Source organism: Psychrobacter sp. 1U2 (assembly GCF_051847575.1).
In genome coordinates this window covers 1-25,794 of the sequence record NZ_JBPYDC010000031.1, presented here as the reverse complement: position 1 = coordinate 25,794, position 25,794 = coordinate 1, and the positions used below count along the sequence as shown (strand labels likewise).

The 25,794-nt window shown below is 45.2% G+C and carries 21 protein-coding genes; 3 read left to right on the top strand and 18 right to left on the bottom strand.

Annotated elements, in window-relative coordinates:
• From ACS8FD_RS11895 to ACS8FD_RS11830, 14 genes are all read right to left on the bottom strand, one after another.
• A partial coding sequence (locus ACS8FD_RS11895; RefSeq protein WP_439276052.1) for a transposase occupies positions 1-293 on the bottom strand: 293 nt, incomplete at its 3' end.
• 191 nt (positions 294-484) lie between these two features.
• Positions 485-3,100, bottom strand: a complete 2,616-nt coding sequence (locus ACS8FD_RS11890; RefSeq protein ID WP_439276051.1) for an ABC transporter permease — start codon at positions 3,098-3,100, stop codon at positions 485-487.
• Positions 3,078-3,785, bottom strand: coding sequence for an ABC transporter ATP-binding protein (locus ACS8FD_RS11885; protein ID WP_439276050.1), 708 nt, complete (start codon positions 3,783-3,785; stop codon positions 3,078-3,080). The genes ACS8FD_RS11890 and ACS8FD_RS11885 overlap by 23 nt, the downstream gene beginning before the upstream one ends.
• Positions 3,782-4,591 carry an arylesterase gene (locus ACS8FD_RS11880; protein WP_439276049.1) on the bottom strand — a complete coding sequence of 270 codons (810 nt, stop codon included), beginning with the start codon at positions 4,589-4,591 and terminating at the stop codon, positions 3,782-3,784. The genes ACS8FD_RS11885 and ACS8FD_RS11880 overlap by 4 nt, the downstream gene beginning before the upstream one ends.
• A 94-nt stretch (positions 4,592-4,685) precedes the next feature.
• Positions 4,686-5,936 carry an MFS transporter gene (locus ACS8FD_RS11875; RefSeq protein WP_439276048.1) on the bottom strand — a complete coding sequence of 417 codons (1,251 nt, stop codon included), beginning with the start codon at positions 5,934-5,936 and terminating at the stop codon, positions 4,686-4,688.
• Between the two features lie 342 nt (positions 5,937-6,278).
• A complete protein-coding gene (nqrM, locus tag ACS8FD_RS11870; RefSeq protein WP_025645214.1) occupies positions 6,279-6,524 on the bottom strand; it encodes a (Na+)-NQR maturation NqrM in 246 nt (81 codons plus the stop codon).
• A 133-nt stretch (positions 6,525-6,657) separates the two neighbouring features.
• The gene (locus ACS8FD_RS11865) at positions 6,658-7,761 is read right to left on the bottom strand and encodes an FAD:protein FMN transferase (protein ID WP_439276054.1); all 1,104 of its coding nucleotides are present in this window, start codon (positions 7,759-7,761) and stop codon (positions 6,658-6,660) included.
• Positions 7,762-7,938: 177 nt separating this feature from the next.
• On the bottom strand, positions 7,939-8,739 hold the full coding sequence (locus tag ACS8FD_RS11860) for an SDR family NAD(P)-dependent oxidoreductase (RefSeq protein ID WP_439276047.1): 801 nt from the start codon (positions 8,737-8,739) through the stop codon (positions 7,939-7,941).
• Positions 8,740-8,929: 190 nt separating this feature from the next.
• Complete coding sequence (nqrF, locus tag ACS8FD_RS11855) at positions 8,930-10,165, bottom strand: NADH:ubiquinone reductase (Na(+)-transporting) subunit F (RefSeq protein WP_439276046.1); 1,236 nt, start codon at positions 10,163-10,165, stop codon at positions 8,930-8,932.
• Positions 10,166-10,324: 159 nt separating this feature from the next.
• Positions 10,325-10,933 (bottom strand): NADH:ubiquinone reductase (Na(+)-transporting) subunit E, encoded by a 609-nt coding sequence (gene nqrE / locus ACS8FD_RS11850; RefSeq protein WP_439276045.1) that lies wholly within the window; start codon positions 10,931-10,933, stop codon positions 10,325-10,327.
• Positions 10,933-11,604, bottom strand: coding sequence for an NADH:ubiquinone reductase (Na(+)-transporting) subunit D (locus ACS8FD_RS11845; protein WP_439276044.1), 672 nt, complete (start codon positions 11,602-11,604; stop codon positions 10,933-10,935). The genes nqrE and ACS8FD_RS11845 overlap by 1 nt, the downstream gene beginning before the upstream one ends.
• 1 nt (position 11,605) lies before the next feature.
• The gene (locus ACS8FD_RS11840; RefSeq protein WP_439276043.1) at positions 11,606-12,511 is read right to left on the bottom strand and encodes a Na(+)-translocating NADH-quinone reductase subunit C; all 906 of its coding nucleotides are present in this window, start codon (positions 12,509-12,511) and stop codon (positions 11,606-11,608) included.
• Positions 12,492-13,727 (bottom strand): NADH:ubiquinone reductase (Na(+)-transporting) subunit B, encoded by a 1,236-nt coding sequence (locus ACS8FD_RS11835; RefSeq protein ID WP_439276042.1) that lies wholly within the window; start codon positions 13,725-13,727, stop codon positions 12,492-12,494. The genes ACS8FD_RS11840 and ACS8FD_RS11835 overlap by 20 nt, the downstream gene beginning before the upstream one ends.
• Before the next feature lie 5 nt (positions 13,728-13,732).
• A complete protein-coding gene (locus tag ACS8FD_RS11830) occupies positions 13,733-15,082 on the bottom strand; it encodes a Na(+)-translocating NADH-quinone reductase subunit A (protein ID WP_439276041.1) in 1,350 nt (449 codons plus the stop codon).
• A gap of 722 nt (positions 15,083-15,804) precedes the next feature.
• Here ACS8FD_RS11830 and hisA point away from each other — a divergent pair.
• From hisA to ACS8FD_RS11815, 3 genes are all read left to right on the top strand, one after another.
• Entirely contained in the window at positions 15,805-16,542 is a 738-nt protein-coding gene (gene hisA / locus ACS8FD_RS11825) for a 1-(5-phosphoribosyl)-5-[(5-phosphoribosylamino)methylideneamino]imidazole-4-carboxamide isomerase (RefSeq protein WP_439276040.1), read from the top strand.
• Positions 16,543-16,621: 79 nt separating this feature from the next.
• Positions 16,622-18,235 carry a mechanosensitive ion channel domain-containing protein gene (locus ACS8FD_RS11820; RefSeq protein ID WP_439276039.1) on the top strand — a complete coding sequence of 538 codons (1,614 nt, stop codon included), beginning with the start codon at positions 16,622-16,624 and terminating at the stop codon, positions 18,233-18,235.
• Positions 18,236-18,334: 99 nt separating this feature from the next.
• The gene (locus ACS8FD_RS11815) at positions 18,335-18,610 is read left to right on the top strand and encodes a hypothetical protein (protein ID WP_439276038.1); all 276 of its coding nucleotides are present in this window, start codon (positions 18,335-18,337) and stop codon (positions 18,608-18,610) included.
• Between the two features lie 107 nt (positions 18,611-18,717).
• On the opposite strand, the gene rnr is transcribed toward ACS8FD_RS11815, so the two are convergent.
• The 4 genes from rnr to thrS all read right to left on the bottom strand — a co-directional run bounded on the left by rnr (position 18,718) and on the right by thrS (position 25,142).
• Positions 18,718-21,018, bottom strand: coding sequence for a ribonuclease R (rnr, locus tag ACS8FD_RS11810; RefSeq protein ID WP_439276037.1), 2,301 nt, complete (start codon positions 21,016-21,018; stop codon positions 18,718-18,720).
• 195 nt (positions 21,019-21,213) lie between these two features.
• Complete coding sequence (locus tag ACS8FD_RS11805; protein WP_439276036.1) at positions 21,214-22,449, bottom strand: toxic anion resistance protein; 1,236 nt, start codon at positions 22,447-22,449, stop codon at positions 21,214-21,216.
• Between the two features lie 231 nt (positions 22,450-22,680).
• The gene (gene infC / locus ACS8FD_RS11800) at positions 22,681-23,202 is read right to left on the bottom strand and encodes a translation initiation factor IF-3 (protein ID WP_439276053.1); all 522 of its coding nucleotides are present in this window, start codon (positions 23,200-23,202) and stop codon (positions 22,681-22,683) included.
• A 5-nt stretch (positions 23,203-23,207) separates the two neighbouring features.
• Positions 23,208-25,142 (bottom strand): threonine--tRNA ligase, encoded by a 1,935-nt coding sequence (thrS, locus tag ACS8FD_RS11795; protein WP_439276035.1) that lies wholly within the window; start codon positions 25,140-25,142, stop codon positions 23,208-23,210.
• Positions 25,143-25,794 lie beyond the last annotated feature (652 nt).

The following is a 25,794-nucleotide window of genomic DNA, read 5'->3' as shown; positions in this document are numbered from 1 at the left end:
TGATGCTTACGCACTAATGCAGGTTCAAAAGCGCCGTCACGGTCTCTTGGGGTGGATATCTCAAGATCGCCTGTGTCACTGCGGACGGTCTTTTTAGTGTGCCCGTTACGCTTATTAGATTTATCCGCCTTTTCATGTTTGGGGTAGCCGAGATGGTCTTCCATCTCAGCCTCTAAGGCAGTATCAATAAAGGATTGCATGAGCTGCTTTTGGAAGTCTTTGATGTCATCGAAGCTTTTCATGCTACCAGCCATTTGCTCGGCGAGTTTTTTAAGGTCAGATTGAGTAGTCATTGCTTATTCTCCGGTTAATGGATTATAAGCAGTTACACAGTTTTTGGGAAACTCCCGTTATGTATATAGCTGTTAGAAACTATATCAAAGCTCAACAAACTCTAGACGTATTTACATGAAAGATTATCCATCTTGAATCTAATAAAAATATTTAGGCTAAACATTTGCTTTAGTCTTCTATGACTCTCTTCCTAAATCATCGCCCGAACCCTAGCCATAATCCCACGCCCAATCACCAATCTCACATAAATAATCGCGATAGCAAACAGTAGCGCGATTAATAATGCCCCGCCAATGCATAAGTTTACCCACGGCACGCTAAATCTCAAATTAAACCATTGGGTAATGGCAAACCAAGCGCCAACACTAGCGATGGTCATCGCAAACACTGCCGCGCTAACGCCAAGTACGCCAATCTCCAAGATATTAAGCTTATATAAATCACGCTTTTGCATGCCGAGTAATCGGAATGACGCACTCTCTTGCATCCGATCTTGAGAAGTGGAGAGTAGCGAGCTGATCAGCACCATAATCCCCGTCAATAACGCGAGTAAAGTGAAGACATAAACTAAGCGGCTCATCTGCGTCACTAAGTCTTGGACTTGCTCCGCGATAGCCGTACCATCGATAGTCGTCACCGCTGGAAACTGGCGTACGAGCTGACCTTGTAGCTCTGGAATGCTCGCTTCTGGCACATGGGCGGTGGCGAACTGAATTTGCGGCGCCGCAGATAATACCTCTGGCTCAAACAAGAAATAAAAGAACGGACTTGGACCACGCTCAAAGCGTGAGCGAATACTAGTGATTTGTCCGGTCAGCTCGATACCTTGGATATTAAAGACGATTTGATCGCCCATACTCACACCCAGCATATCGGCTGCGGTATCTAAGATAGATAGTGGCTGTACCTGCTGTAGCTTTGAGGTTTGTGGACCTTGACCCTCGATAGGGGTGTACAGCTCACCATCAGTCAGAGTCTCAGTGACGAACTCGGTATCCATGACGCTCTCGGCGTAGCTTAAGTTAAACACTCGCGTCGGATCATCTTGATTGTCAGGGGCGTCGATATCGGCAGCAGCGACGTCATTAGCCGTGACCACGCGTGCGCGAATGACAGGATAATAGCTGACAGGCGCTTTGAGTATATTATCAATGGCATCGTGCTGCTCGCTTTGTACATCGAGCAAGAATATATTCGGCGCATCTTCTGGATAGGCGTTGACGAACTGGGCGTTGATGCTGTGATTCAATGTAGTAATCAGTGTCAATACTGCCACCGATAGCGCTAGCGTCACGAAGAACAATGCCGACTGATTGCCTTTACGCGCGAGATTATGAATGGCAATACGCTGCATCCAACTGACTTTACGCCGCTTGGCAATGCTAGCGAGCAGTCCAAGCCAGCCACGTGCCAATAGCCAAAATATTGATACAAAAGCAATCAGACCAATGAGCAACTGCGCAGAGAATATCCAAGAGCCGACTTCATAAGCGAAGAATAGATACAGACCAATGAGCATCACGCTATACCAAACTAGTGGCAGACGCTGATACCAAGATTGATCGGTTGCAGCTTGGCTTGCTCCTTGATTGAGTAAGGTAGCAGGTTTAGTGGTGCTCAGCTCACTGAGACCTCGCTGAGTAATCACTATCGTCAATAGAATAGCGATAATGACGGTTTTGACAATGCTAATAGGATTGATAGCCAAGCCAACATCGGCAGGTAAGATAGCGGCTAGATAGGGTTGACCGATCTGTATCAGTCCGAGACTGAGCACAGTAGCGGCGATACTAGCGATGATCGAAGTGGTTAATAATAGCCGATAATAACTGGCTTTAATCTGCCTAACCGGTTCACCCATCGCCATACGAATGGCATTATTAGACTGCTGCTTAGTGACAAAAGCGGTGATAACCCCATACATAGCGACCGCTGATAATAGCAGTACTGCGATGACCAATAATTTTAAAAACATCAATACGTTATCAGAGATACGCGATACAGCAGTCTCCTCGCTATCGATATCAGAAAGCTGAATATCAGGATAGCTGGTTAAGGTTTGCTCTAATTGCTCATTCAAGGTCGCTATGGTTTCCTCAGCTCCTGCCATCTCGATACGATAACGCACGCGGCTACGCTGACCGAGTAGATTGGTCGCCTCTAGCGCGTCTTCTTGCATCAGCACATGACCACCGATATCAAAGGCGCTTAGCGGACGATCCGGTTCTTTGGTCAGTACATCGCTGATAGTGAACTCAGCCTCACCAATGCTAATGCTATCGCCAACGCTAGCGTTAAGCCCTTGCATGACTTCTGGCGCGACCACTACGGTATCAGGTTTGAGCTGCTGCCATAGAGGTTTGCCTGAAGCGGTTTTAGCCTCGCCATATAAAGGATAAGCAGGGGTGACGCCTTTGACGCGAACCAGCAAGGTTTGCTGTTCGGTGACTGCCATGGAGCTAAACTGATAATCATAAACGACTTGATCGTCAGGCAAGGTTTTGACTTGTTCTAATATTTGCGCTGGCCACGCTTGATTGCTCTCCAGCACCAAGTCGCCACCAACGAGCGCGCGCTGATTATCGGTGATGTATTTATCGACCGATTGTTGAATAGAATCAAGGGTCAGGTAAGTGGCAAGCGATAATGTCAGAGTAATTAAGAATAAAACCGGATACACCCAGCGTCGCCACCAGCTGCGAGTCAGGGCTTTGGTACCCAGTGTGGAGGTAAAAATTTGACTGAATGTATCGCCAGATGGTTTAGTCTTATTCTGCGTTACTTTATCCATTAACTTTTGATCCATCTATCATGCCATCATGCATCGTAATCACCCGATCCGCCATCTCAGCAAGCGCTGGGTCATGAGTCACCACCACTAGCGCGGAACCGGTTTGTTGCCGCAAATCTAATAATAATTGCATAACTTGGTCGGCATTTTGCTCGTCTAAGTTGCCTGTAGGCTCATCAGCAAAAACAATTTTGGGTCTTGAGACTAGCGCACGCGCGACAGCGGTACGTTGCTGTTCACCGCCTGATAATTGACTCGGCAAGCTATCACGTCGATGACCAAGTCCGACCGCTTCGATGAGTTCATCAACGCGAGCTTGATTGGGACGACGGGCGATATCGAGAGGGAAGGCAATGTTTTCCGCGACAGTTAAGGTCGGCAGTAAATGGAAGGATTGAAAAACAAAGCCCATATCGCGTTGACGAATAGCGGCTAGCGCATCTTCATCAAGGCTGCTTAAGGTTTGCTCGGCTAGTTCAACCGAGCCGCTATTGGGATAATCAAGCGCGGCTAGTAAGCCTAGCAAAGTCGATTTGCCAGAGCCGGATTTACCCATAATGACTACAAACTCGCCAGCGTTGACATGGATGTCGACGTCTTTGATAATGGTTAGCGCTCGCTCGCCTACCGAGACCGTTTTGGTTAAGCTTGTAGCGCGTAGCAGGACTGCTTTACGAGCATCATTTTTCAATTCAGTCATTGCGAGCTCTCTACAACGTTAGTTTTTGCGGCTAAGGCTTCATCAAGCTCAGGTCTGAGCACTGGCAAGATATTATTATTAACGATTATGGTATAGCCCTCACGGGTCGGATGAATAGCATCCGCTTGATTGAGTTCGGGGTCGCCGCCGACACCCTCTAAAAAGAACGGGATCATCTGCAAATTCATATCTTCAGCGATGCGTGGATAGATAGCTGAAAAGGATTTGACGTAATCATTGCCGAGGTTGTCGTATATTTGCATCCCACCTAAGATAACCTCGCTACCGTTATCCTGTAGATGCTTCACAGCGGTGCGGATATTTTCTTCAATCGTCTCTAATTCTAAACCGCGCATAGCGTCATTCGCACCAATGGTCAGAATAGTAATGTCAGGTTTGGTTTGGGTCACCCAGTCCAAACGATTAACCAGACCCGTGCTAGTTTCGCCGCTCAGCCCTGAATTAACCACGTCCACATTCTCATAGCCCATTTCTTTGAGTTTCGCTTCTAACTGCGCGGGATAATTATCTTCAGGGTTGACGCCTAAGCCCTCGGTCAACGAATCGCCTAATGCCAATATGGTGATAGGTTGTGATTTTTCGTCTTGCTCCATAGCTCTGACACTTGTCGTTTCTTCAACCGCTACAGGCGCGGTGACCGTTGTCGTTTTAGTCGTTTGCGGCTCGTTAGTAGTTTCTGTTTCAGCAGGTTTTTGACAACCACTTAGCAGCAAAGCCGTGCTTAAAATTCCGATAGTTGAGCTAAAAATAGACCGCTTAATCAAGCTGAGGTTATTATTTTTCATCGTAGAAATACCTTTTAATCAGTCGAGCTAGTTTAGCAAAATAGTAGAATTATCAATATTATCTTAAGGTTACGACAAGTAAGTTAATTCTATCTTAAACTTTTTTGCCATCGACCATAACCGGACGACTAACCAACCACGCAAGTCCAACGTTAATAATCATTAATATCAGTATCAAGAATAATGGTAAATCCCAACTGTCCGTCGCTTCATGGAGCCAGCCAGTACCCAAAGGCCCAAAGAACGCCAGTAGATAACCGACGAACTGCGCCATACCTGACAGCTCGCTCGATTGGTTGGTCGTATAAGTGCGCATGGAAAAAAGCATCATACTCAACGTGAAGATAGCAGAACAGCCGGCACCCATGAGACCTGACCACAGCCATGCCAAATCAGGCGTTAGATAACTGACCCCTAAGACGCCGATGACATTGAGCACCGATGCAAATATCGCAAGCGCTTGGATAGGCCGACCGCGATTGACGAGCCAAGTCAAACTTAAAATAGATAGCGGCGCCATAAATTGAAATACGGAACCCATTTGCCCAGCCGCGACCGGACTCAGCCCTTTACTGACCCAAATAGAAGGCAAAAAACTCGCTACGGTATAAAACAGTAGGGATTGTAGCCCCATAAATACCGCAATTTGCCAAGCGAATGGCGCACGCCACATAGAGACTTCTGAAGCGCCCAATGTGGGCAAAACAGCAGCTTGATGGTTAGAGGAGCCCAAACGTAGACGTAAAAACACCCAAATCACTAAGGCAAACAAGCCCAATAATGACCAACCACCAAGCGACCATTGCCAACCGATACTCTCAGATAAGGGTAATACCACACCTGCAACAATACCAGCAGAGACGGTCATTGTCAGGCTGAATAGACCGGTAATCAGCGGAATATGCTTAGGCGTGCGCTGTTTAATGACTGGAGCTGCTAAGGTATTGGCAAAACCGATCGCTAAAGTTAGCAGTAAAGTCCCGCTCAAAAAGCCAAGCCAAGTTGGCACTACAGAGCGCAATACCATCCCAAAAGTGAGCAGTGCCACCATAGCAATCAGCGTATTCTCAAGACCAAAACGTTTGCCGATAGCAGGTGCAATCAAAGCCCCAACTGCAAAGGTCAGCATTGGCACCGCGCCAAGCCAACCGATCTCGGTCTCAGAGATACCCAGCGCTTCTTGCACCACCGGCGCGATAGAACCAAGTGCGACAATAGGGGCGCGCATATTGGTCGCCAGTAGTATCATAGCAATCAGCACCAACCAAAAAGTAAACTTGGCTGAGGGTAGGTGATTGGATTTTAGAGCATCTGAGCGAGAATTATTGTTAGCAGGAGTAGACATAGCGGCACGACTATAAAGTTGGAAAAAAGGAAAGATTATGGCCTAAAGGCTGACAAAAGAGCACTTTTAGAATGATCTCAAAAAAATTCCACCAAGACGGTGGTTAGGATAAAGCGTCAAAAACCAATACAGTAACCAGTACAGTTCGATATAAAACTTATACTGATCGGAATAGGCAGACTGTACACAATAAAAAAGTGCTAAGTGTCTTAAAAACACTTAACACTAGTATAAGAGTAGAGAGGACGAAGTACTACCAGCGTATGGTAACTAAAGCCTAGCTAAGACACATCTTTATTCTCACAAACAGCTTAAAGCCATACACGGCTAAAACTAAAAGGGTTAAACTGATTTACCCAATTGAGCGGCTTTTAAGGCAGTGTCTTGCTGCTCTGCTACGACTGAATCACACTTATTAGGATCATCACCGCAAAACGAGCATCTCTCATCACCCATCAAATTCGCGACACCGCCACAAGAGCCTTTAAGCGGCTGCTTTTTGAACATATAACCGATACCCATGAGTAAAAAGAACAGCACAAATACGGTAAAAGTAATGGCAAGTATTGGTAAGAGTTGGCTAAGCATAGCGTGACCTCACATTTATATTTTGATATTTTATTAATGGGATTAATAGGTACTATTATAGCAGATTTTGGTGTTGCTCGCTGGCATAAGCGTTTTATTATCAATACTTTACTACTCTAGTGGCTAAGGGCGATTAAGAGGGGTTATCTGCTCGCAGTGCTTGCATAGCAGAGGTCTCTACGATCTGCCAGTCCTCTAAACTATCGGCGTCAATATTAGTATTATCGACTAATATCACGAACATCGCTGCTATATCTTGCTGTTCGGCGGTAGCCAGTGCTTGCGCATACGGCATAGCGGTGAGCGCAGTTGCCCAAGCATCGGCAAGGCCTACGGAGTCAGAAGCCACTGTCACGGACGGGGCGCCGCCTATGATAGGTTCACCAGTAGTCGGATCGATCGTATGGCTATAGCGTTTATCGTCAAAAATAATAGAGTTTCGATAATTGCCAGAGGTGGCCAAATGCATTTTGTTGCCCAAAGATTTGGGTTGGCGAATAGCCGCGATGGTTTGGCGTTCAGTTACCGTGCTGCCCTCAATAGGGGCATCGATAGCGATTTGCCAAGGCTGAGTTTGCGCGTTGACGCCAGATGACGCTACTTCTCCGCCAATCTCGACCATATAGTTGCGAATCTGATAGTCTTGTCTTAGCACCTCAGCGATGGCATCGACGCCGTAGCCTTTTGCGACAGCTGAGAAGTCTAAGCCTACGCCATCTTTGGTTTTATAAAGACTATCGTCCTCTTTTACTACGCTGTCAAAGTCGACTAAGGCTTTGGCCTCAGCAATCTCAACCTGACTTGGCGGGCTTTGTAAGCGCTCAACCGTCATAGTACTGCCAAAGCCCCAAGTCTCAATCAAAGGCATCACCGTTGGATCAAAAGCGCCACCTGATTGCTCATAAACTTGTCTTGAAACGTCTAACACATGGCTAAAGTCCGCATCGATAGTGATAGGCGTATTAGCGGTTAAGCGGTTGAATTTTGAGATAGTAGAGTCGTCTATATAAGTCGACATGCTGTCATTGATGCGCTGTAGTCTTTCGTCGATGGAAGCTTGAATAGTGGCTTCATCAATACCGTCCGGGAGCTGATAGCTGATGTGGTAGCTGGTGCCCATAGTCTCACCGCTCAAGGTATTAAAGTCTGCGGCAGGTTGTTGGCAAGCACTCAGACCTAATAGGGTAGCCGTACTGATAGCCGTAAGACGGATAGTAGCAAGACAGCTTTTATTCATGGTTTTAGAAGTGCTTTGTGGCAATAAATTTATCATAGGGATAGTTTTAATAGGTATAAAAAATTAGGGGTATAAATAGGTTTTGCCTATTTTACACCCCCAACGGGTTTTAATCATATCAATCTGCTAAAACTATAAGTTTTATTAAAAGCTATTTAATAAAAAGTTTTCTAAAAACTACCTAACTTGTGACTGCCGAATGAGCTTATACAGTTTAGGCGGCGATAAGCGATTGACTCTAGTGGCCATCCTCTCTTGGCTACCACCGACAATGATGTACTCTTCACCTTTGCTTAGTGCCTTGACCGCTTGCTTAGCAAAAGCCGTCGCAGTCAGTCCTTTACTAGTCGCTTCATCCATCGTACCTTGGGCACTACCATCTCCTATCAAAGCATTAATCGAGACATTGGTTTGGATAAAGCCTGGAAATATCGTTGCCACCTCGATGCCTTGATCATAGAGCTCAGCACGCAGACTATTCGCCCATAGGTGAATAGCTGCTTTGGCTGCGCTATAAGCGCCGCGATATTGCGTGCCTATGAGACCGGCGATACTAGATATCATCACAATTTTACCGCCGCCTTGCGCGAGCATGGCAGGTAGCACCAAACGCGTCAGACGGGTTTGCGCAAAGTAATCGAGCTCCATAATCTGGCGCTCAACGTCCTCAGAGGTTTCCATGATCAATGAGCGCTGAGAGACGCCCGCATTATTAATGAGCCAATCAATTTTGCCGGCTTTATTTATGGCCGTTTCATAAGCAGCTTTGGTTTGCTCGCTATCACTGATGTCAAAAGAGACAATGTGATGATTTTTGGACTTCTTACACTGCTGTTTTACTGCCTTTAGCTTGTCTTGATTACGACCACTCAAAATAATAGTCGCGCCTTTTTTGGCAAAAGCAATTGCCAGCGCTTCCCCTAGGCCACTCGAAGCACCGGTTATCCAAATCGTTAAGTTTTTAAATTTCGTTTTCATAAGCATCCTTACTTAGTAAAAGTATCCATACAAAATAGTATAAATAACGCTTATCAATACTATAAAAAAGTCATACCCAGATTGCTACTCAAATTTGTAAAATGAGAAAAGCTTGCCTGTAAGTTCCAGCCAAAAAAAAGAGCCTCAATAGAGACTCTCTTTTAAATATCAATTTGCTTAACTACTCCGTTTAACCACCAAAGTCATCAAGCATGATGTTTTCATCTTCAACGCCCATGCTATGCAGCATATCGATGACAGCAGCGTTCATCATCGGTGGCCCACACATATAGTACTCGCAGTCTTCAGGGTTTGGATGATCTTTTAAGTAGTTCTCTAATAGCACGTTATGGATGAAGCCTGTCGGACCATCCCAGTTATCTTCTGGTAATGGATCTGATAGCGCTACGTGCCACTCAAAGTTATCAAACTCTTCTTCTAGCTGATCATAATCTTCAACATAGAACATCTCACGGATCGAGCGCGCACCGTACCAAAAGCTAATCTTGCGATCAGAATTGAGGCGCTTAAGCTGATCAAAGATGTGCGAGCGCATCGGTGCCATACCAGCACCACCGCCGACGAAGATCATCTCAGCTTCAGTATCCTTGGCAAAGAACTCACCATAAGGGCCTGATACGGTGACTTTATCACCAGGTTTTAGGCTGAACGTCCAAGAAGACATTTTACCGGGTGGAATACCGGCGGGGCCACGCGGCGGCGGACTAGCGATACGGATATTAAATTTGATGAGGCCTTTTTCTTCAGGGTAGTTGGCCATCGAATAAGCACGAATTACCGGCTCATCGACTTTTGAGACATAATCAAAGATGCCGAACTTTTCCCAGTCCTCTCTATACTCTTCAGCGATATCGAAGTCTTTATAGTGTACTTCGTGCGGCGGCGCTTCTAACTGCACATAACCACCAGCGCGGAAGTTCACCTCTTCACCTTCTGGAATCTTCAGCACCAGCTCTTTGATAAAGGTGGCGACGTTGTCATTAGAGACCACCTCACATTCCCATTTTTGGACATCAAAGAATTCAGGATCAATCTCAATCTCCATATCTTGCTTGACGGCGACCTGACAGGCTAGGCGCATATGATTGCGAATCTCACCTTGAGTGAAATACCCTTCTTCGGTTGGCAAAATAGAGCCGCCGCCTTCGATCACACGGCAACGACACTGAGCGCAAGTACCGCCACCGCCGCAAGCCGATGATAAAAATATACCTTCGCTCGCGAGCGTTTGTAGCAGTTTGCCACCGGCAGGGGTGACAACATCATTATCAGGATTTTCATTAATGCGAATGGTAACGTCCCCTGAGCTGACCAGTCGTGAGCGCGCCGCTAAAATAATAGCGACAAGGCTCATGATGATCACAGTGAACATAGCAACGCCACCAATCGCCGTAGCATAATCCATGGTAGGTATCCTTAATTTATGGGGTAGGGGTCAAGAGCTGACTGTAATGGCTCTCGGGCCCCTTCCAAATAAATGAGTTAAATAGTTCAATAAGCTAATAGTTCAATAAGCTAATTATTCATTAAGCTAATTATTCATTAAGCTAATAATACTCAGTGCCTAAATTGACATACCGCCGAACGACATAAAGCCAAGTGACATCAAACCTACAGTAATAAAGGTGATGCCCAAACCTTGTAGCGGCCCTGGGATGTCTGAATATTTGAGCTTTTCACGGATACCCGCCAAAGCAACAATAGCGACTGCCCAACCAAAACCAGCGCCAACGCCGTACACGACAGATTCGCTAAAGTTATAATCACGCTCAACCATGAATAGTACGCCGCCGAGGATAGCGCAGTTAACGGTAATCAGCGGTAAGAATACCCCTAGAGCGTTATAAAGCGTAGGCACGAACTTATCCAAGAACATCTCTAGAATCTGAACCGTTGCCGCGATTAAGCCAATATAACTGAGCAAACCTAAGAAGCTTAAATTGATATCAGGAAAGCCCGCCCAAGCCAAAGCGCCACTCTTTAGGATGAACTGAAACAGCAAATTGTTAAGCGGTACAGTAATCGCCATAACGACGATAACGGCGACCCCAAGGCCGATAGCAGTTGAGACTTTTTTGGAAACGGCCAAAAAAGTACACATACCTAAGAAGTAGGCCAGCGCCATATTCTCAATAAAGACTGAGGTTATAAATAAGCTAACATAATGTCCCATTAGTGACCGCCTCCGTGTGCCATGCCTTTAGATTGCGGCTTCATTACAAAGTCAGCCTCTTCGATTTGTTCTGGCTTCCAAAGACGCACAAGGGCGATAAATAAGCCGATAATAAAGAAGGCTGAAGGGGGGAGTAATAATAGACCGTTAGGTAAGTACCAACCGCCGTCAGTTACTGGCTGCAATATAGTAATACCGAACCAAGTACCTGAGCCTAATAGCTCACGAATCGTTGCAACGAATAATAGTACTGCCGAATAGCCAAGACCATTACCGATACCATCTAAGAAACTAGGGATTGGCGGATTGCTCATCGCAAATGCTTCGGCACGGCCCATGACGATACAGTTAGTAATAATCAAACCAACGAATACCGAGAGTCCTTTACTGACGTCGTAAGCGACGGCCTTTAGCACCTGATCGACTAAGATAACCAAAGAGGCGATAATAGTCATCTGCACGATGATACGAATACTAGAAGGAATTTTTTTGCGAATAATTGAGATGAAAAAGCTCGAAAACGCAGTCACTAACGTCAGCGCCACACACATGACCATCGCATTGGACATGCTGGTCGTCACGGCTAGTGCTGAACAGATACCTAATATTTGCAAACCGATAGGGTTATTGTCAAAAATAGGCGTGGTTAAAATGCTTTTGGTGTCAGCCATGTTATGCCTCCTTGCCGTTTGCTAGTGGTAGAGCCGCTGCCAGTTCAGTGGTCGGCTTGGCTTGCTCAAGGTTTGCTTGGCTAGCTTGTGCTTCAGCATTATCGATGGTTGCACCGCTCTCTTTACGCAGCGCGTCTAGATAAGGCTTATAGCCTTGCTCACCAAGCCAAAACTGAATCATGTTACTAACGCCGCGACCCGTCAAAGTCGCACCACTAATACCATCGACCCAGTTCTCTTTCGGATTACCGGCTTTGGTCACACCAGTAGCGACTTCGCCGCTCTCATCATAAGAGTGAATACCGCTCCACTTCGCGCGCCACTCAGGCTCTTCGATACGAGCGCCGAGTCCCGGGGTTTCTTTGTGCTCATAAAAGCTGATACCTTTGATGGTATTCATATCGCTCTCAAGCGTTAAGAAGCCATAGATTGTGCCCCATAGGCCGTAACCTTGGATAGGTAGAACTACCATTTCAGGATTACCGGCGTCATCGTTTTTGACGTAGACTTTGGCGTACTTAGGTACCCGGCCGATACCAGCAGGATCATTAGCGCCTAAATCATTACTTAATGCTTGATTTTTGGTTGCTTGGCTAGCGTCATAATCGTTACGATCAGGGATACCGACATCGACCAGCTGATCGTCGTCTAAATAGTTACCAGCTTGCAGATCAACGATTTCGACATCGAAGTCTTGAAAACGAGTAGCGACATCATCAGCGGTATCAGATTCAGCGTTATACATACCCGCCGCCACTAAGATGTTTTTATTACGATCTAGGCGCGCGTTTTCAATTTGGGCGGGTTTGAGCCCGACCGCGACTGCTGACACTAATACTGAGCAGACTAAGCATAACGTTAACGCAACGCTAACAGTTTTTGCATTATTACTTTTGGGCTTGGACATAACGAACCCTCCGTGCAGTTTGACGCTTGATATTGGCTTGCGTGACAAAGTAGTCAAACAGAGGCGCAAATAAGTTAGCAAATAAGATGGCAAGCATGATGCCCTCTGGGAAGGCTGGGTTGATGACGCGAATCAGGATGGTCATAAAGCCAATCAAAATACCATAAGCCCAGCGGCCTTTGTTGGTATGTGCTGCTGAGACCGGATCGGTTGCCATAAATACGGCACCGAAAGCGAAGCCACCAATGACCAGATGCCAATAAAAAGGCATATTCATCATTAGGTTGTCCTCAGAGCCAATCAGATTAAAGACCAATGAGGTGGCGATAAGTCCAACCACACAACCGGCCATAATACGCCACGAGGCGATACGCGCCCATAACAGCACCACTGCGCCTAGCAAAATAGCTAAGGTTGAGACTTCACCGACACTACCTTGGATATTGCCAAAGAACGCATCGCTCCAAGTGATTGCGCGGCCATAAACATCAACGAACTGATCAGGCGTGACACCAAGAGCAGCTAGACCAAGCGGTGTCGCTCCTGAGAAGCCGTCAACCGCTGTCCATACCGAATCGCCTGACATATAAGCGGGATAAGCAAAGTATAGGAACGCACGGCCCGATAGGGCAGGGTTTAAGAAGTTCTTACCCGTACCACCGAAGACTTCTTTGGCCACTACGACGCCGAAGATAATACCTAAGGCCACTTGCCATAAAGGAATATCGGGCGGCATGATGAGCGCGTACAGTACTGAGGTGACAAAGAAGCCTTCGTTGACTTCGTGTCCACGGATTACCGCAAACAGTATCTCGCAGGCAATACCAACTGCGAAGGTGACGATATAGATGGGCAAGAACTGCATAGCCCCGTAAACGAAGCTGGCCCAAATACTATTGGGATCATAGCCTGCCATACTGGTGATAATGGTGCGCCAGCCATCAGGCTGTAGGCCCAATTGGCTAATAGCAGTTAGTGCTTGGTGGCCAACGTTATACATCCCAAAGAACATCGCTGGGAAGGTACACAGCCAAACAGTAATCATAATACGCTTTAGATCGATACCATCACGCACGTGCGAGGAAGTAAAGGTCGTTGAGCCAGGTTGACGCAGAAACGTATCGAACATCTCAAAGATGGCATAATATTTCTCGTGTTTGCCACCCTTAGTGAAGGACGGCTCCATACGATCGAACATATTGTGTAAAAATTTCATCGTGGTTAGCCCTCCAGCTCAATGCGTGTCAAATTATCACGCAAAATATCGCTGTATTCATATTTACCAGGAGAGACGAAGGTGCATAATGCCAAATCCTCTTCGTCCAGTTCGAGTACACCCAAATCAACCGCAGTGATAATATCTTCAATAATCAAAGCGCGCAGTAATTGCGTAGGTAGATAGTCTTGGGGCATAACCTCTTCATAGATCCCGATCGGCACCATTGCTCGCGGTGAGCCATTAGTAGAGGTGGTAAAATTAAACTTTTTCTTAAAAAACTGCGAGATATAAATCGGCAGCTTTGAGAAGCGGTTTGCACCTGGGCTAAAGAAGTGAAAAGCAGGGCGCTCATAACCTTCAGGCAAAGAGCTGACTTGATCATGAAAGCGGCCGAGATAAGCAACATTGGCAAATAACTTACGGCCAGAGAGTACTGAGCCTGAGATGATACGGTTATCACCTGCAGTCAGTTGCCCTTTAGTCAACGCCATCAGATCCGCGCCGCGTTCAGTAGCAACTATATGCGGATTGGTTACAGCTGGACCTGCCAAGCTCACCATACGGCGCGTATACAAGCGACCTGTGGTAAATAATTTACCAAGCGCTATGACGTCTTGATAACCGATGGTCCAGACGCTAACACCGCGCATGATAGGATGCAAAAAGTGAATATGCGTGCCAGCCAAACCTGCCGGATGCTTGCCTGCAAAGCCATGATATTCAGTGACGTTATCATTAGCAGTTTTAGCAACTTTGGGTAAGCTTGCCTCGGCATGATGACAAACAAAGGTCTTAGGACTCAAAGTCGACAGCACTGCCAAGCCATCATTGAAGGCTTGTAGCTCCTCATTGATCAGCAGCATAGGGTCAAAAGCTAAAGGATTGGTATCCATTGCAGTAACAAAAATGGCATGCGGACGCGCGCCAAGCTCAGGCGCACGGCTATAAGGGCGGGTACGAAAAGCTGTCCATTCACCAGAAGCAAATAGCTGCTTTTCAACGATTTCGGAGTCAAGATCGGCCAGTTGTTGAGAGTCGTAACGGTCAAACTCTACTTCCTCACCATTAGGGTCAACGGCAATCACCAGACTTTCAAACACCCGGCGTTCACCGCGGTTGACGGCGATAACTTTACCAGCAGCAGGAGCAGTATAAATGACGCCAACACGTTTTTTGTCTTCAAAAACGGGCTGACCTTTAGCGACAATGTCACCTTCTTTGACGTTCATAGTAGGCTTCATGCCGACATAATCGTAGCCAATTAGTGCCACATGTGCAGGTCTGTGTTCAGTTATCTCGCGAGAGGGTTCGCCGGTGATGGGCAAATCCAAACCTTTTTTGATGGTAATCATAAGCGAAAACTTAGTCCATAGTCTAAAACGATACCAGACGTCCTGTATGGTATAACGGTAGTATAAACAAGCGTTACTCAGCAAAGCGCCCGTTTGCCAAAGTTATGGCAAAAACGGATAAAAGCTTTGTTAGTTATGCTCGATTATCCCTACTATCAAGAGTATCAACGCTGACCTTAGACTCCTTAACAACACGTTAATATCTTATTCGACTTACCAAAATGGCGACTGGCTACCAAGATGCATGCTAAGATTATTAGTTCAATCAGCCTTTATAAAACAGCGATTGAAAAAATAGTCTTTTCATACCTTTTATTAAAATCTTAAAACGAGTAATGCCCGTACTTTGTTATTCAATCATCTCCTTAAGCTAACTTGCCAATCAAATAATCGACTTAGTAAACGCCTTGTTAACTAAGTTTGCAAAATTATAAGTAGGGGGTTATGCATAGGGTGATTTTGAATAGAAACAAATACAAATATACCTAGGATTATACGCTAAATTGACCTAAAATTGCCAGTTAGTAATTGAATTTACTTAATATTGTGAGTGCTTTGAGACTAGGAAACTTCTAGTTATCAGTTACTTGCTTCTCAGTCAGTTTTACTACCTTAAGAGTAGTTAAGTCCTTCTTTATGCTTTTATATCCTTGATTAGATAAAAGCGATCTTTGTAAGCTAGATTTTGTAGCCTTGTTTTATTTTTATATTAGGAGTGTTTTATGTGTGCTGCGCCAGTAATTATTCCCGCTATTGATCTCAAAGATGGCAAATGTGTACGCCTAAAGCAGGGCCGTATGGAAGATGATACGGTGTTTTCTGACGATCCTGTTGCTATGGCGACACGCTGGGTAGAAGAAGGCGCTCGCCGTCTACACTTAGTCGATTTAAATGGGGCTTTTGATGGCGTCCCTGTGCACAAGCGCGTGGTTGAAGATATCGCCAAAACTTATCCAAAGCTGCCGATACAGTTAGGCGGCGGCGTACGTACCCTGAATACGATTGAGCAATATATCAGCGCCGGTCTGACTTATATTATTATCGGTACTAAGGCGGTCGAAGATCCTAGCTTTGTCACTGAGGCTTGCCGCGAGTTTCCTGATCGTATCATCGTCGGCATCGATGCTAAAGACGGCATGGTTGCTACTCATGGCTGGGCCAATGTTACTGACACCAAAGCCACTGAGCTTGCCAAGCGCTTCGCTGACGTCGGTGTCTCCTCCATTGTCTATACCGATATCGCCCGTGATGGCATGATGCAAGGCGTCAACGTCGAGCAGACGGTTAATCTAGCTCGCGAAGGCGGCATTCCTGTTATCGCTTCTGGCGGCGTCACCGATATGAAGGATATCGAGCTACTCAAGCCTTATGGCGATTGCTTAGAAGGTATCATTACCGGACGCGCGATTTATGAAGGTTCGCTAGATTTTGGCGCAGCGCAGCGTTATTTGGATCAGTAAAGATTCATTAGGGCGTGTCAACACGCCCTAAACATAAAAGCTTAAAGCTAATAAGACTGAAAGTTTATCAAGGATAGTTATGATCACAGATTATAAGCGTTTATTAGCGGATAAGCTCAAAGGTGGCCTACAACTACTACTATTAGTGTGCATTACGGTATTTGGCGTCTCAGTCTATGCTGCTGAAGCAGAGCTTGCTGAGGTGGCCACAGCCTTAGGGGGTAATAGCGAAGCCGAATCTAGTGATAGTAGCACTACGGATATTCAAAATAAGCCGCCTGTTATCATCGGCGAGAGTACCAATAACGCTGAAATTGAGACTAAGCCCACTCCCAAAAAAGACAACGACATTCGTCAGCGTATCCAAGGTATCTTTTCTGAAATTGACGGCCTGCAAGCGGTCAGTATCAGCGTTACTCAAGGCGTAGTGACGCTCGCAGGTGAGACTGCTAACGAAAAAAAAGCCCAACAAGCGATTAATCTAACCAATCGTATTACTGATGTCGTCACCGTTGAGGACAAAATAGAGCGCACGCTTGATGTGCAAGATAACGTTAGCACGGTCTATCAAGGTCTCAAAAATCAGCTTAGAAATCTAGTCAAGGCCTTACCACTACTGTTAGTGGGTATCATTATTTTCGCCATCGTCGCTTGGTTCGGCAGTTGGCTGTCTAACCGCAAAAATATGTGGCAGCGAGTCACTCCTAATCCTTTTGTGGCAGAGCTGCTGTCGCAGACCATAAAAGTGATATTTATTATTTTTGGTCTGATATTGGCGCTAAGTTTAATCGGCGCTGAGACTATCTTGGGCACGTTACTTGGCGGGGCAGGGGTCATAGGTATTGCGGTGGGTTTTGCCGTTAAAGACACTATTGAGAACTACATTGCCTCTTTGATGCTCAGTATTCGCCAACCTTTTCGAGCGCGCGATCAAGTGGTTATTAATGACTTAGAGGGAATCGTGGTGCGCCTGACCTCGCGGGCAACTATTTTGATGACTCTGGATGGCAATCAGCTGCGTATCCCAAACGCGGAAGTGTTTAAAGGAGTCATTCTTAACTACACCAAAAACCCCGAGCGGCGCTTCACTTTTGAGCTGGGCGTGGATGCCAATGATGATCCGTTAGCGGCGATAAAAGTGGGTCTAGATGCTATCTGTAAGCTAACGTTTGTACTAGATGAACCAAAAGCTATTGCGGTTATCAATAATGTTGGCGATTCCAATATCATTCTTGAATTTCAGGTTTGGGTCAATCAGTCAGAGACAGATTTTGCCAAAGCTCGCAGTATTGCCATTCGCGAAACGAAGCATGCGCTTGAAAACGAAGGCTTTAGCTTACCTGAACCTATTTACCGTCTACGCTTCAATGACAAACTAGAACAAGCTATCGAATATATGCCAAAAACTAAAAGCGCAACCGAGCAAGAGGACGCTACTGATCTGACGATAACCCCAACGATCGCTGAAGAACCTGCAAAACAGATCGATGCCGATAGCAATGAAGCAAGTCCTGTCGATGATGAGGAAAAAAGACGAGCAAAAGCTCGGGCTAAATATATACTGCAAGGCCATAATGCGGATGAGGTGCTCGACGCCAGACCCGATGCCAAATTGATGGAAAAGGTCGAGCAAGAAATCGCTGAAAACTCAGATGAAACGGATTTATTAAATAGTAACAGTCCGCAAGAATAGCTAGGAAAAATGGCAATATTATTTAGTAAGCACAGCTTTTAGATGAAACAGCTTTTAAATAAAGTTGAGAGTGACAGAATACTATTTGAGGTAATAACTATGCAAAGAAAACACCTGATAGCCTTTACCCTTGCCACTATTTTTATGTTGCTTGGCTACAATGTTGTCAACAGTTACTTCTATGAGAAGAACAGAGCTGCGCCCATAGATACTGATGCCGCGCTAGTCAAAAATGGCGTTAAAGAGAATGACAGTATCTCAGCACGGCCACTAGGCGAACAACCTAAAGCCATTATCGATAATGTTACTACCCAAATAGAGCAAGCTCAAGACGTTGAACAAAAGCGTTTAGAGCAGATGGATAGCGCACAGTAAGAAAGCCTGGCGCTATACTAGGTAGCTGTAAATCAGCGCCATAAAAAAAGGCTAACTGCGAGTTAGCCTTTTTATTTGTATCTACGTTTATCAGTTCTCAAAGCAGATTAGCTTTTCTTGCTACTACCTTTGTCATTACTGTTTTTACTATTGTTGCTCTTATTATTGCTACGGCCATTAGTCTTCTTAGCAGGACTTTTTTTAGCCGAGTCTTTCTTGGTTTGGTTCATCTGACTCGATTTTAATTTTTCTAACAAATCAAAATCAATCTGCAATAAGTCCATGTTGACACCAGCGACTTTAACTTTTACAGAGTCGCCCAAACCAAATACTGTACCTTTGTCCTTACCGATCAGCTGCTGTTGCTGCTCATCGTAGACAAAGAAATCATCGCCAACATTAGAGATGTGCACTAGACCATCAATAAACAAATCAGACAAAGTCACAAATAGACCAAAGCTGGTGACGCTAGTGATAACACCATCGAAATCTTCACCGACATGATCTTTCATATAGTGGCACTTGAGCCACGACTCTACATAGCGCGAAGCCTTTTCAGCACGGCGTTCGGTATCTGAAGTTTGCGTGCCCGCTCCATCTAAAGAAAAATCCATGACTGGCTGTTGAGTCTTAGTGACTTTTGCTTTAATGGCGCGATGCAGCATCAGATCAGGATAGCGACGGATCGGCGAAGTAAAGTGACTGTATTCATCATAAGCCAATCCAAAGTGACCAATATTGTCAGGCGCATAATTAGCTTGCATCATAGAACGCAATAGCATGCTATGAATGCTGATCGCGTCAGGGCGATCTTTGGTCGCTTCAATCAGGCGCTGGTAATCAGCCTGCGTTGGGCTCTCTTCTGGGAAGGAGAGACCGAAGTTTTTGGCGTACTCATGAATGCGCATCGACTTTTCTTGATCCGGCTTATCATGATTACGGTACAGTACCGGTAGCTCATGCTTTAAAGCGAAGTTTGCCGCGCAGGTATTGGCAAGCAGCATGCACTCCTCAATCAGCTTGTGCGCATCGCCGCGTGTACGCGGTACGATAGCCTTAATACCGCCTTTTTCATTGAACTTAATATAAGTCTCAACGGTCTCAAACTCCATAGCATGACGCTCTTCGCGCTTTTTGAGCAGTAAGTCATAGAGCTGATGCAAAGTATCGACGGATTTTTTCACCGCTTTATTACCCGTTAGTGACTTAGGAATACTGTCATCTTTAGGGTTAGCAAAGTAATCGTTGACTTGGTTATAAGTCAAACGCGCTTGCGAGTTCATTACTGCTGGATAGAACTCATAACCGGTCACGTTACCGGCACGTGAGACTTTGATATCTGCAACCATGCATAAGCGGTCAACATCAGGGTTCAATGAACATAAACCGTTTGAGAGCACCTCAGGTAACATTGGAATCACGCGATGCGGGAAGTACACGGAGGTTCCGCGCTCATAAGCTTCGACATCTAATGGTGAGTTCGGCGTCACATAATGGCTGACATCAGCGATAGCGACTAGCACGCGATAGTTACCGCCAGGGCGCTTTTCTGCGAATACCGCATCATCGAAGTCGCGAGCATCTTCGCCATCGATAGTTACTAAGGGCAGATCACGCAAGTCAGTCCGACCTTTCGTATCTTTTTCAGACGGCTCTTTATAGTCGTTCGCTTGCTTAAGAGTGGCTTCGCTAAACTCATGAGGAATATCGTAATTGAGTAAAGTGGTCTCAATAATCAGCTCACGATCGTTGTCATCATTGAGCACTTCAGTGATTTTACCCGTAGCAAACTCATGCTGGTTTGGCCAATCAATAATATCGACTTTGACCGGATCGCCTTGTTTGACATTCAAAGCGTCGACATGATCATCGGCTAAGGTAATAGGTTGATGATTATTCGGACTACCCAATTCAACACAATAACCGTCTTCATCTTTAGCTAAAGTGCCAATGAATTGATTTTGTTGACGCTCTACGACATCAACGATGCGCCCTTCGGTACGACCGCGATTATCAGTAGAAGTACCTACCGCCTCGACAGTATCGCCATTAAAGACCCAGCGCATCTGCTTTTCATGCAAGAAAAGATCTGGCATGTCGTCGAGCACCACAAAACCAAAACCTTTAGCGTGTGCTGAGACCGTACCGGTGACAATATCATGCTGAGTCACAGGACGATAACGATAAGGACGGCCTTCGCGATTTACTTGTCCATCACGCGCCATCGCTTTGAGACGATTACCTAGGGCATCGAACTGGTCAGGATCTTCGATACCGAAGATTTTAGCTAATGCTTTGTGCGTAATATCGCTATTATCACTAATCGTGCTGAGAATCAGCTCGCGACTGGGAATAGGGTTGTCATAGCGTTGTGCCTCACTTGAGGCGTTTGGATCATTCCAACTCATAAATTACCGTATCTATTTTTAAAATTATTAATAGGGACTATCTTAACACGAACCAGCAGACAATATCTTACGTCAATTGTTTGTGTTAAGTGTGATAGCAATAGGGATACGCTCAATTAATAAGCGTATCAGAGGTTTTGAACAGTACAGTAGAGACAGCTTAGAGAGATAGGCAGTGATTTGGATAATACATTTTTAGATATCGATACCAGACTTATCTGCTATCTTTTTACTATCCAACTCTTTTGATACTTCTAATACTGTTGTCTGATTCGATTTATCGAGATATTTTTGTGCTTTATCGACTTCACTGGTCAAAGTATTGACCGTTTGTTTCATATTCTCAAGCGCCTCAACCTTATAATTACTAATCATATCCATCGTATCATAGACATTATTGAAGGCGTTTTGTAATTTATCAAGCTCAATAGTGCTACTAGTTGCCTGCTCATGAATCTCACCAGATTGACGCTTGAGCATCTCTGAGGTCGATTCGATCAGACTGCTAGTGGTTTTGTTGAGTGCGGTGATCTGATCGAGTACCAGTTTTTGATTGGTCATCGCTTGTGCCACTACAACGGCGGTACGTAGTGCTGAGACTGTTGTCGTCGTAGCGCGATCGACGCCTTTGATCAGCTCCAAGTTATTCTTACGAATGGTATCGAGCGCTAGATACCCTTGTACATTGACCGCCAATTGCGTTAAAAAATCAGTATTTTTTTGACGAACATAGAACAGCATCTCTTCTTTAATGATGCGTGCTTTTTCAGGATCAGTGGCTTCTATCGCATGAATCTTTTGTTCTAGCTGCTCATCGATCTTTTTGCCGACATAAATATACTGACGTATCGACTGCATCAGCTCCCACATATTGACTTTTTCTTGCTCAATCGTGGCGTTGTCTTTGAGCAGCTCGTCTTTACCATTATACAGACTCGTGACGACGGCGTTAATATGCGACTGCGCTGACTCATATTGGCGAAAGTAGTCTTGTACTTTATTGCCAAATGGAATGATGCCAAATAGCTTACGCGAGCTTGTCAATTGTTTTTTGCTTGGGTCTAAATCCTCTACAATTCCGCGCAGCTCAGTCAAAGATTTGGCAATAGGAGAGTTATCGAACAAGCCATCGTTGAGACTTTTAGCAGGCAGGTCCAGCATGCGATTGGAAACTTGCGCGGACTCGCGAATCTCTTTTGAGCCTAGGTTATGAATAGATTGTACATTTTGCTGGAACTCAGGACTATTAGCAGAGTTAGTGAGCACATGATCGACAAAAGCATCGACTTTGGCATCAAGCTCTGGGATTTGACTCTCGTCAAGGGTGACCATTTGGTCCGCTTCACTTTTTTGCACTTCTCTGACGGGCTCAGGCGGCGTCAAAGAGATACTTGGCGTATTGGTGTTTTCAGGTGGAGTAAGTGGTTGCATAAAAGATCCTATAATGTCTAAAGGGAATGTTGCTTTTTAATCTTATCGTTGGATTATTTTAGTCGTTATTTATCTTACACTTAGGGTGCTAGATTTGCTTATCATTTCGGTTATAGTTTGATAAAAACTATTGCTAATAGTAAGCCTTTAAAGCAAAAAACCACCAATACACGTACGCATATTGATGGTCAAAAAATACAAAGACGTTATAAAATGAGGGGCGCTATGGGCTTATTTTTTTCTAGTAGGGCCTAGTAGCATACCCATCTGTCGACCTTCCATTTTTGGATGCTGCTCGACATTAGAGATCTCAGCAGTGTCTTCAATGATACGCTCAAGCTGGGCACGTCCAAGCTCTTGATGTGCCATTTCACGACCACGGAAGCGGATACTGACTTTAACTTTATCCTGATCTTCTAAAAAGCTGACGATTTTACGCAGTTTGACCTGATAATCGGCTTCGTCAGTACTCGGACGCAGTTTCATCTCTTTTAATTGAGTCTGCTTTTGGTTCTTCTTTGCCTCTTTTGCCTTTTGCTTTTGATCATAGAGGTAATGCTTATAATCCATAATCTTACATACGGGCGGTTTGGCATCTGGGACCAATTCGACTAAATCTAAATTATCTTCACGTGCCGCACTCAGCGCAGTTTCGATATCAACGACACCCATCTGCTCGCCATCTTCCTTAACGAGACGGACTTCTTTGACGTTAATATCTTCATTAATATTTAAACGGTTGGACTGTTTAATAGGTATTACTCCTCATCTGTTTTTGGGGTCTGTCGGCCTTTTTTGCTGACAGCGGTCTGTACTAATGCTATAAAATCATCGACACTCATCACGCCAAGATTCTCACCTTCACGCGTTCGGACATTGACACTGCCCGATTCAACTTCTTTATCCCCTAATACTAGCATATAGGGAATACGTTCTAATGTTTTCTCTCGTATCTTAAAACCAATCTTTTCGTTACGCAAGTCACTAATAGCACGAATACCTGCGTTTTTAAGCGCTTTTACTACATTTTCGCAGCTATCGGCTTGTTTATCGGTAATATTCATCACTGCTACTTGCTGCGGGGCGAGCCAAACTGGCATCCAACCGGCGTAGTTTTCGATCAAAATACCAATAAAGCGCTCAAACGAGCCAAGAATGGCGCGGTGCAGCATAATAGGGGTTTCGCGCTCGTTTTGCTCATTGACAAATTCGGCATCTAAGCGCTCAGGCATATTCGGATCGACCTGAATGGTACCGCACTGCCAAACTCGGCCAAGTGAGTCTTTTAGGCTGAACTCAATTTTCGGGCCATAAAACGCACCTTCGCCCGGCAGATATTCCCAATCGAGACCTGAGCTATCAAGGGCGTCGGACAGCGCTTTTTCAGCAAAGTCCCAAGATTCATCACTACCGACGCGCTTTTCTGGACGGGTCGAGAGCTTCATAATAATGTTATCGAAGCCAAAGTCTTCATATACTGCCAAGGTTAGCTTAATAAACTCTGCGACTTCTTCTTGAATCTGCGCCTGCGTACAGAAAATATGCGCATCATCTTGGGTAAAGCCGCGCACTCGCATCAAACCGTGCAGTGAACCAGATGGCTCATTACGATGACAAGAGCCAAATTCTGCCATACGTAGCGGCAGCTCACGGTAAGACTTTAACCCTTGATTGAACACCTGGACGTGGCAAGGGCAGTTCATCGGTTTTACCGCATAATCGCGGTTTTCACTCGACGTGGTAAACATATTGGTAGCATAGTTGCCCCAATGTCCCGAACGCTCCCACAAGCTACGATCGACGATCTGCGGCGTTTTGATCTCTTCATAGCCATTATCGTACTGCACTTTACGCATATACTGCTCAAGTACTTGATAAATCGTCCAGCCATTCGCGTGCCAAAACACCATGCCTGGCGCTTGCTCTTGCATATGGAACAAATCAAGCGCTTTACCAATCTTACGATGGTCACGCTTTTCTGCCTCTTCAATACGCTGGATATAAGCCTTTAGATCTTTTTTATCCGCCCAAGCCGTACCATAAATACGTTGCAGCTGCTCGTTTTTAGCATCACCGCGCCAATACGCGCCAGACATTTTGGTTAATTTAAATACCTTTAAAAACCGCGTGTTTGGCACGTGCGGGCCACGGCACATATCGACGTATTCTTGATGATGATACAGACCAAAAGCTTCTTCGCCCGGCATATCATTGATTAGTTTAAGCTTATAGTCCTCACCACGCTCTTCAAATATTTTGATCACTTCATCGCGCGGGGTTATCTTCTTTATGACGTCATAGTCTTGTTTTATCAACTGCATCATGCGCTTTTCTATCGCTTCCATGTGCTCAGGCGTGAAAGGCGTCTCGCTATAGATATCATAATAAAAGCCATCTTCGATCACAGGGCCAATGACCATCTTCACGTTAGGATAAAGCTGTTTGACTGCATGACCTAATAGATGCGCGGCAGAGTGACGAATGATATCGACACCGTCAGCGTCTCTTGGCGTCACAATCTCGACTTTGGCGTCATGGGTGATAGGATCGGATGCATCTACCAAATGACCATCTACTCGTCCAGCAACGGTGGCTTTGGCAAGACCAGCGCCAATACTTTGCGCCACTTCCATAACCGTGGTGTTGCCTTCAAACTCTTTTACGCTACCATCGGGTAAAGTAATCGCTACCATAATCTATTCACCTTTTTGAGTCCTTTAGCAGTGATGATTGCAACCATCAATCATATGACCGTCAGACCGCATCAATTGTACTCACATGTTGTGAGCTATCGTTGTTGTTTATTGGTTAGGCATCACTTAATACGCTTATTGATTTTGCTTCCTATATAGGTATAACTATTATAAGGTCAATGACAAAGAGTCATTTCTCAGTAAGCGTCGCAAACTAGCCTCTAAATACGGTTAAAGACTAAAGCAAGCATGCCGTGCTATAAAAGCGCTTACTATAGCAAAAACTAGCTATAAACACTAGAAAGTAAGGGATAGCGCGCTAAGTTATGCTTTATAGCTATATATTAAAATCAGCTAGCTATATAAAAACGACATAACAACGACTTCATAACCATAACTTCAATTGATAGGACAGATAGCATCAACGAAAGCTAACGACGCAAATTGCAGTGCTGACAAAGAGTATTGGAGATATAAAATAATAAGTCCCACCCAAGCAACTGATAGATATACAAATAATCACACCCTACAAACTAAATCAAAATAAATCCAAAACAAAGCTTGACGGTCAGAGCAAAGCGCGTATAATGCCACCCAGTCGAGAGGGAAGGCGGAATAATGAATAGCGCAGCTATTAAATAACCATCCAGCC